This is a genomic window from Candidatus Hydrogenedentota bacterium, from assembly GCA_018005585.1.
In the GTDB taxonomy this organism is placed as follows: domain Bacteria; phylum Hydrogenedentota; class Hydrogenedentia; order Hydrogenedentales; family JAGMZX01; genus JAGMZX01.
On the sequence record JAGMZX010000115.1, the window covers coordinates 15,728 to 19,582 of the forward strand.

Genomic DNA, 3,855 nt, shown 5'->3' on the forward strand with positions numbered 1-3,855 from the left:
GCGCCGCCGCCGCCCGGCAAACAGGACATTGAGGTGTGCTACCGGCTGCTGGGCGTGTCGCCCTCGGCGCGGTGGGAAGAGGTCGAGCGCGCGTACCGGCGCAAGGCGAAGATTCATCACCCGGACCTCGGGGGCGACGAGGACGCGATGCGCGCGTTGAACGAAGCGTATTCGGTGCTGAAACGGCTCAGACGGGAGCGGTAGACGGGCTTTTCCGCTGGCCGGCGGGCTGGATCGCGGCGAGCCGGCGCTCCATTTCGCGCAGGGGCATCAAATCTCCTTTGCGGCTGGCGGCTTCTATGCCGCGGCGGTAAGCCTCGGCCGTGGCGGCGGGACCACCGACACGTTCGAGGCACTCGCCGAGTCTAAGGTAGGCCGCGCTGTAGTCTCTCTTGGCGCGGACAGCGGTTTCGAGCCAGGGTAAGGCGTCCGTGTAGCGTTCCAGCTGCATGTAGGCGCTGCCGAGGCCCATGGCCGCGACCGCGTCTTCCGGGTCCATATCGAGGACCTCTTGGAACATGCCGATGCGTTCCTCGGCTTCGCGGCGGAGCCGGGCGCGTTCTTCCTCGGCCAGTTTGCGGGCCGCCCGCGCGTCCAGTTGCGCTTTCGCTTCGAGTTGCCGGGCGATGGCCTTTTCTTCCTCCGCTTCTCGGAGCATGCCCTTGGCAACGTAGAAGACAGAGAGGTTCGTGTGTGCCATTACCGCGCCCGGATTAAGGCTTGCGAGCGTCTTCATGCGCCGGATGGCCTCATCCGTGCGGCCCTGACGGTGCAGGATGACGCCCAGCGCTTCGTGGGCGTCCTCGAAGGCGGGATGGAGCGTTACCGCGTCGCGCAGGAGGTCGAGCGCCGCCGTGTCCTCATCGTTTGCATCGGCGTGGAAGCGTTCAATGGCCTGCTCATACAGCCGCCGGGCGTATTGTTCGCGCGTCGGGGGTGTGTGAAAGGGCAGCGGCGTGACCGTTGCGCGGGCCGGCCCGGTCCTGTTTTCCCAAGTGCACTCCAGGACGCTGCCGGGGACGCGGTGATTGCGTTCGAGTGAGGCCATGGCGACCCAGCGCTGGAACGTGGGGGAGAAGGCCGCACTGCGCAGGATGCCGGCCTTCTGGCCGCCGCCGCGCAATTCTGTTCCGGGCGCGGGGAGCGATATGCCGGGGTCCTCGAAAATGAGGCCCATCAGAGCCGACTTGGGCGACCCGTAGCTTTTCAGACGGGCCACGACCTCCTGGCCGGGATAGCAGCCTTTCGCATAGCTGACCGCGCCTTGTTCGAGCGGCGTCGCGGCGACCACGCTGCGCTCGTCCACGTCCCGTCCATAGCGGAGTGTTCCTGCCTCGACACGGAGGATATTTCGCGCGTCTTCGCCAATAGTGATAACGCCGCGGCTTCGCCCTTCCCGTTCCAGCGCGGCAAACAGCGCGTCGGCCTCTTCCTCCGCCGCCAGCAGGAGAAAACCGTCCTCGCCGGATTCACTCATGCGGAAGCAAAGGAGTTCATGGCCCAGCAGGACGACCGGGGCGAACGCGTAGGCCCGGGCCGGAAAGCGGGTCGCGGCTTCTTCCGCGCCGGCAGAGCAGAGACCGGCCAGGAAGAGCAGGCTGCGCGGACCTTCGACGAGGATCTGCGGGGCGGCGCGGCCTACATCTTCGACTTGGACGTCTTCGAGAAAGACATGGGTCGCGACGCGATCCAGGAATGCGGCCACCGTGCCCGTTTCCATGATGAGCCACATCTCGCCGCCCCAGCGATGGGTGGTGAAGAATGCGAGCACGCGAGCCTGCCGGTCGAGCAGGGCGTTGCGCAGGCCCTCGCCCTCGCGCAGGGCGAGCACATCCTGGGTTGTCTGGCTCTGGAGCCAGGAGACCGCGTCGCGGCCGTGAACGCGCAACACGGTATGACTGGCGCGCCGCCAGAGGCCGGCTGAATTCCGGACTGCTTCCAGTTCGCGGAGTACGCCCATGGACTCAGACGGCAAATGACTCGCCGCAGCCACATGTATTGGCGGCATTGGGATTCTGAAACGCGAATCCCTTGCCGCGCAGTCCGCCCCGGTAGTCCAGCAGCACCCCCTTCAAGTAGATGGCGGACTTGCGGTCAATCAGAAATGCCACGCCGTCCTGTTCCAGGACATGATCACCTTCGCGCCGCGCGTCGAACTCCAGCACGTAGGAGAAGCCCGAACAGCCGCCTCCCTTCACTCCGAGGCGTACGCCGTCCTTGCCTTCGCCGGCGGCGGCGCTCAGTTTCTTCAATTCCTCCACCGCGGCGGCGGTCGCGGTTATTAACGCTTTCGGAGCGGAACGTTCGGACGTGGTCATGAGCGGCCTATTCCTTGGCTGCTTCGTCCTCCGGCTGTTCCATCAGGCTCTCGAGCACTTCGAGCATGGTTTCGAGGTCCACGCCATAGGCCATGCACACCTGCTCGATGGTTTCGTATTGCCGGATGCCGCAGTGGGAGCATCCGCCGAGATGGAAGGCCGCAAAGACTTCGGCGACGCGCGGATGCAAATCCATTGCCTCGCCTACGGTCATGTCAGGACGAAAATACCGGTTGTCTGCTTCCAACATGATAATCCACAGCTCCTTGTTTTCGGAGATGTTAGCATGAAGTATAATCCCCGAGAAATCAAGGATGGCGCGCGTTTCTGCGTTCTACAAGCGAAACACTCGGGCAAGACGGCGCATTCCTGCTCCGGCCGGGAACGGTCGCGTCGTCATAGGATAAGGAACACGGCGCGTGGACTTCGTGAAACTGGCTACCAAGCGGGACTTCGAGGGCAAATCCATGCTCGTCTACCGCGTCTTGACGCGGCCGGTGGCGGTGTTCCGGGAGCCAGACGGCTCTTTCCGCGCCATGGAGATTGCCTGCCGCCACCAGGGGGCGGACCTCAGCACTGGCCGCCGTCAGGGCGACGTGGTGACTTGTCCCAGGCACGGGTGGCGTTACGACCTGCGGACGGGCGCGTGCCTCGAAGGGGGGACGGCGGGACTACGCCGCTACGCAGTGAAAGTCGAGGGGGACAACATCTATGTGTCTCTGCGGCCCATTGACACGGAGGCGTCGGCGGAATAACGGGGTTTCGTGCCCCTCCTGGCAGGTTGTGTGAAAACACAAAGGGAAAAACCGGATGACACACGAAGGGCACGTTAGACAAGCGGCCGTGGTCCTTGACCAGCCTGCGGTTCTTGAGGAGGGAACCCGTGTACGGACCGAGGTGTTGCCGGCTGCGGAGACACTTGCCCAAGAGCGAATCCCCTCATTCGCGGCGCGGCGCGCCCCGGTGACTGGCGAGGCAAGTACCCTTCCGGCAGACGTTGCAGAGAACCATGACCAGTACTTCTGCGGTGCGCGAAAGCGATGACACCGGTGTTTGCAGGCACTTCCTGCTATGTCGCTGCCATGAATCCGATAGAGGTCCGACACAGGGCGACCGTAATCACGAGTGCGGCCCGTCATTCCGCTGTTGTCCCTGCCAAGCATGTTCTCGTCGAGGTCGGGAACCGCCGCACGTTTGAGACGGCAAACATGGCTCTGCCCGCCGGATTCATCACGCAGCCGGGTGTTCTGCCGCCTCCCGGGAGTGGAACATCCCGGCAGGACGATTTGACAAATTGCAATCTATGATTTATAAATATCTCAGGATTCCCACAACCAAGAGCGCGCGGCGGCGCCATAGAGGAGAAACGGAACGTTGGCAGATGGCATACGTGATACGGAAACCAGCCGTACGATCATCGTGCGGCTGTCGGTGGATACGCACAAGGCGCTGCGGATTCGCGTGGCTGAGGAGGATACGTCGATCCAGAAGTGGGTCGAGGCGCTTGTCGAGCGGGAACTGGGGCTGCGGCGCAAGT

5 protein-coding genes are annotated in these 3,855 nt (G+C 63.9%); 2 read left to right on the top strand and 3 right to left on the bottom strand.

Translation table 11 applies throughout. The annotated features are described in order from the left end of the window. A partial coding sequence (locus KA184_17185; GenBank protein MBP8131317.1) for a J domain-containing protein occupies positions 1 to 204 on the top strand: 204 nt, incomplete at its 5' end. Here KA184_17185 and KA184_17190 read toward each other — a convergent pair. Genes KA184_17190 through KA184_17200 form a run of 3 tightly spaced genes read right to left on the bottom strand, consistent with a single transcriptional unit; the run spans position 188 to position 2,568 of the window. Further along, complete coding sequence (locus tag KA184_17190; protein ID MBP8131318.1) at positions 188 to 1,960, bottom strand: tetratricopeptide repeat protein; 1,773 nt, start codon at positions 1,958 to 1,960, stop codon at positions 188 to 190. The genes KA184_17185 and KA184_17190 overlap by 17 nt on opposite strands. Before the next feature lie 4 nt (positions 1,961 to 1,964). Further along, a complete protein-coding gene (locus KA184_17195; protein MBP8131319.1) occupies positions 1,965 to 2,318 on the bottom strand; it encodes an iron-sulfur cluster assembly accessory protein in 354 nt (117 codons plus the stop codon). A gap of 7 nt (positions 2,319 to 2,325) precedes the next feature. Beyond that, the gene (locus tag KA184_17200; protein MBP8131320.1) at positions 2,326 to 2,568 is read right to left on the bottom strand and encodes a DUF1858 domain-containing protein; all 243 of its coding nucleotides are present in this window, start codon (positions 2,566 to 2,568) and stop codon (positions 2,326 to 2,328) included. Between the two features lie 169 nt (positions 2,569 to 2,737). Here KA184_17200 and KA184_17205 point away from each other — a divergent pair, with 169 nt between their 5' ends. After that, positions 2,738 to 3,073, top strand: coding sequence for a Rieske (2Fe-2S) protein (locus KA184_17205; protein ID MBP8131321.1), 336 nt, complete (start codon positions 2,738 to 2,740; stop codon positions 3,071 to 3,073). Positions 3,074 to 3,855: the final 782 nt, after the last annotated feature.